Genomic DNA, 5,012 nt, shown 5'->3' with positions numbered 1-5,012 from the left:
CGTCGACGTCGAGGTGGCCTGGAATCCGGAGTTCCTCCGCGAGGGCTTCGCGGTCCACGATACCCTGCACCCCGACCGCATCGTGCTTGGCGTGCAACGGGATTCGGTGCGCGCCGAGCCGGCCGTGCGCGAACTGTACGCGCCGCTGCTCGGAGAGGACGTGCCGTTCCTGGTTACCGACCTGCAGACCGCGGAGTTGGTCAAGGTGTCGGCCAACGCCTTCCTGGCCACCAAGATCTCCTTCATCAACGCGATCTCGGAGGTGTGCGAGGCGGTCGACGCCGACGTCACGCTGCTGGCCGACGCACTGGGCTACGACCCCCGGATCGGGCGACGATTTCTCAACGCCGGACTGGGATTCGGCGGTGGCTGCCTACCGAAGGACATCCGTGCGTTCATGGCCCGCGCCGGCGAGCTCGGGGCCAACCACGCACTGACTTTCCTGCGCGAGGTGGACAGCATCAACATGCGCAGGCGCACCCGCATGGTGGAGTTGGCGATGAAGGCCTGCGGCGGGTCGCTACTCGGCGCCAACATCGCGGTTCTCGGTGCGGCGTTCAAACCCGAATCCGACGACGTCCGCGACTCGCCTGCGCTCAACGTGGCCGGCCTGCTGCAACTCAACGGTGCCACCGTCAACGTGTTCGACCCCAAGGCCATGGAGAACTCGCAGCGGGTGTTCCCCACCCTGAACTACTCGACCTCGGCGATCGACGCCTGCGAGCGCGCCGACGCCGTGCTGGTGCTCACCGAGTGGCAGGAGTTCGTCGACCTCGACCCCCACCAGCTCGCCGACACCGTGCGCGCCAAAGTCGTTGTCGACGGCCGCAAGTGCCTCGACGTCGACAGATGGCAGAAGGCGGGCTGGCGGGTGCACGCGCTGGGTCGCCGGATCGCAAACCTGGACACGACCGTCTCGACGTAATTTAGTAATGGCGCCCACCCGAGCGCGGACCCGCATCGGGGCCCCAATGACCGTGCGCGCACCCTTTACCAAACCTTGACCGCCCGTTGAATCGCCTCAATGACGATGACGATGTGACTACCCTTCAAACGGTGGAGCTGGGGGTTTTGGGGTCTCTTCAGGTCCGGCAGTATGGCCTGCCGGTCGCCATTCCTGGCGCCAAGCCGCGCGCCCTCCTCACGATGCTGGGGCTGCACGCAGGTTCGGTCGTGTCGGCCGACACGCTTCTGGAGCTCCTCTGGGGCGATGAACCGCCACGCACCGCGGCCAAGGCACTGCAGACCCACATCTCCTCTCTGCGTCGCACCCTTGGCGACGGCTTCGTGTTGACGGAGGGGACCGGCTGGACCTTGACGACGACCGAGATCGATGCATCGCGCTACAAGGCGGCGGCCAAGATGGGCCGCGAGGCCATCGCCTCGGGGGACACCAGCCAGGCGGTGGCCCGCTTCAACGAGGCGTTGGCGCTCTGGCGTGGGGTCCCCGAACTTCCGGAGGGCTCACGGGGCACATCCGAGAAGACGCGCTGGATCGAGGGCCATGCCGCGTTGGTGGAGGACCGGGCCGATGCGTTGCTCGCGACGGGCCGTGCTGCCGAGATCATCGGCGAGTTGGAGGCCGCGGTGGGCGACGCGCCATTGCGCGAGCGGCGTTGGGGGCAGTTGATGCTCGCCCTCTATCGCGCAGGCAGACAAGGTGAAGCCCTAGGCGCGTTCCAGCGTGCCCGGTCACTGCTGGCCGACGAGCTGGGCGTCGATCCCGGGCCGGATCTTCGCCGGCTCGAGGCCGCGATCGTCGCGCAGGACGACGCGCTGGAAATGCCCGTGTCGCAGCAACTTCAATCCGTGACCCGCGCGGTGACATTCCTGCTCACCGACATCGAGGGGTCAACCGCAGCGTGGGAGGCAGACGCCGACGCGATGGCGGTGGCGCTGGCCCGACACGACGAGATCGTCGAACAGGTCGTCACATCCCGCGGAGGGCGACTCATCAAGACGCGCGGCGAGGGCGATGCGACGTTCTCGGTCTTCGACCGGCCGTCGGCGGCGGCCGCCGCCGCCATCGAACTGCAGGAAGCGATCCTGCACGAACCGTGGGGGCTGGCGGAGCCCATGCGCATCCGCGTGGCACTTCACACCGGCGAGGTCGAGCTTCGCGACGGCGACTACTTCGGTCGGTCGGTCAACCGCGCCGCCCGCCTGCGGTCGCTGGCGGCCGGTGGTCAGATTCTGTGCTCGGGTGCGACGGCCGAACTCGTCATCGACTCGCTTTCGTACGATGTCGTGCTGGCCGACTTGGGGATGCGCCAGCTGCGCAATCTCGCGCGCCCGGAGCATGTGTTCGAACTCCGCTTGGAGACCGCCGACGATTCCCGCGATCTCACCAAAGATGCGCCCATGGAGCGGCCCGGCCTACCCGCTGTGCTCGCCGGCCCCGGCCCGTTCGTTGGGCGTGGCCCCGAGCTCGAGCGACTTCTGACCGCATGGCAGGCGACGCTCGCCGCGGGCATGCGCGCCGTGCTGATCGCCGGTGAACCGGGTGTTGGCAAGACCCGCCTGGCCGGTGAATGGTCCCGTCACGCCTACGAGCAAGGTGCGGTGGTTCTATACGGCCGTTGCGACGAGGATCTCGGGGCGCCGTACCAGCCGTTCGCGGAAGCGCTGCGGTCGCTTGTGCCCTGCCTCGATGCCAAGCGGCTGCGCGGGCTGCGCGGCGTCGAAGCACTACTTCCATTGGTCCCAGGACTCACCGATGCGCTACCCGATCTGGCGGCGCCTACGCGCGCCGACCCGGACACCGAACGCTACGCACTCTTCGACGCCGTCGTCGCGCTGTTGGGAGTCGCCTCCGCGAGTGCACCCGTCGTCCTGATTCTCGACGACCTTCACTGGGCGGCCAAGCCCACGCTGTTGCTGTTGCGCCATCTTCTGCGCTTCGGGGAGCACGCGCGCGTGCAGATCGTCGGCACGTACCGCAGCACCGACCTCGACCGCTCCCACCCTCTGGCGGCGATGCTCGCCGACCTTCACCGCGACGGCTCCGCCACTCGCCTTCAGCTCAGCGGCCTCGATGAGGGCGACGTCACCACCTACGTCGCCGAAGCCGGCTACGACGACGAGGACCTGGCCCGGGCATTGGCGTCGGTGACGGGCGGCAATCCGTTCTTCCTCATCGAGGCCCTACGCCACGTCGACGAAAGCGGCGGCCGCTGGGATCCGAGCACCCTGCCACAGGGGGTTCGGGAAGCCGTGAGCCGCAGGCTTTCTCGGCTTCCAGCAGAGACGAACAAAGCCCTTGCGGCGGCCGCAGTGGTCGGCAGCCACTTTGCGCTGGCGCTGGTTGAGCGTGTGGTCGGCGAAGACCTCATCGACGCGTTCGACGAAGCGTCCAAGGCGGGCATCGTCATCGAAGAGCCGGGCGGTCGCTACCGGTTCAACCACGCCATCGTGCGGCAGTCGCTGCTCGCCGAGCTGGCATCCGTGCGGCGCATGCGGCTGCATCAGAAGATCGCCGCGGCACTCGAAACCGAGCCGGGTGCCGACGACGAGGTGCTGGCTGAATTGGCCTACCACTATTTCGAGTGTGCGTGGGCGGGAAATGCGAGCAAGGCCGTCGAATACTGCAGGCGTGCTGCGGACCAGGCGATGGCACGGTTGGCATACGAAGGCGCAGCCGACCTCTACGACAAGGCATTGCACGCGCTCGAGGAGCTTGACGACGAACTGCCCGACCGCGCCGACCAGCAAGCCGAGCTGATGGTCGCCCGCTGTGAGGCGCTGCTGGCCGCGGGCGACGTGGTTTCGGCAACCGGCGCGGTCTCGCAACTGCAAGAAGCCGCAGGCGATTCCGGCCGCCTCGGGGCCTGGGGCACGTGTTTCGACGGCCAGCTCTCGATGCTCACCGATCCCGAACGATTGGACGAGATCGAATCCGCGGTGGGCGCGGCCGCCGAGAAGCTGTCCGGACTGGACGACGCCGCGGGGGAGGCCAAGGCGCACACCGTGCGGGCCGGGTGCCTGGCCCGCCTCGGGCGCATCGGCGATTGCGAAACCGCGTTGGACCAAGCGCTGACCGCGGCGCGACGTGCGGGTGAACAACGCCGAGTGAACGCCGTGCTGGCACAGGCGCCACTTGCCGCACTGTGGGGCCCCAATCCGGTTCCGCGAGCGGGCGGGCGGTGTCTCGACGTCGTGCGGCTGCTCCGCATCACAACTGGATCACCTGTGGTGGAGGCAACGTCGACGAGGTGTCAGGGCGTGCTGGATGCGTTTCGCGGACGCGCCGCGGCGGGCCGGCAGCTGATCGACTCTGCCCGACGCACACTCACCGAGCTCGGTATGCGGCACGCTCGGCTGGAGGTCGACCAGTTCGCAGGCATCGTCGAGTTGGTCGCCGATAATCCCGCAGCCGCCGAGCCGCATTTGCGGCGGGCGTGCAACGGCTTTCGTCGTATGGGCCTCGACGTTGACACGGCCGAGACCGCCGCGTTGCTGGCTCGCGCCTGTCTGGCGCTCGACAGAGACGCCGAAGCCGACGAATTGTGCACGGAGAGTGAGCGTCTTGCCGGCCACGCGTTGAAGCCGTCGATCGCGTGGCGGACGGTTCGGGCACAGTTACTCGCCCGGAGTGGGTTTCATGAAGACGCTCGGCGGGTAGCAGAAGAGGCCGTGACCCTGGCCGGATGTACCGATGCCTTGGTCGATCACGGAGACGCTTGCCTGGCGCTGGCGACCGTCTTGAGCATCGCCGGCGACACCGAGGGAGCGCGGGCCGCTTCCAACAAGGCCGTCGGGCTTTACGAACTGAAAGGTGCTGCGGCACTTGCCGAGGCGGCCCGCCGCACTCTCGGCACCCAACTTCCTGCGACCCCGGCTGCACCCGAGACGCCGACGGCGGAACCCGACAATGCGTGCGTACGAGTAGGCGAACGCGTGCGGGCCGCCGTTGATCGCAAGGCAGGCGACGAGTTCGAGCAGCTGTTCGCACCCAAGGCATTGGTCGAGAGCCGCCGAAAGATTGTTGGCTTTAAGCAGGCCGACTTCCCACT

Annotated in this window: 2 protein-coding genes; both read left to right on the top strand. The window is 68.0% G+C overall.

The window, feature by feature from the left end; all coding sequences use genetic code 11:
- On the top strand, positions 1-925 hold a 925-nt coding region (locus tag QOC69_RS35640), incomplete at its 5' end, for a UDP-glucose dehydrogenase family protein (RefSeq protein WP_526447468.1).
- A gap of 131 nt (positions 926-1,056) precedes the next feature.
- Positions 1,057-5,012 (top strand): ATP-binding protein (locus QOC69_RS35635; protein WP_526447470.1); only part of this gene is annotated, 3,956 nt, incomplete at its 3' end.

This window comes from Mycobacterium sp., assembly GCF_032162105.1.
Lineage (GTDB): Bacteria > Actinomycetota > Actinomycetes > Mycobacteriales > Mycobacteriaceae > Mycobacterium.
The sequence above is the reverse complement of the archived record's forward strand: the minus strand, read 5'-3'. Positions and strand labels throughout refer to the sequence as shown.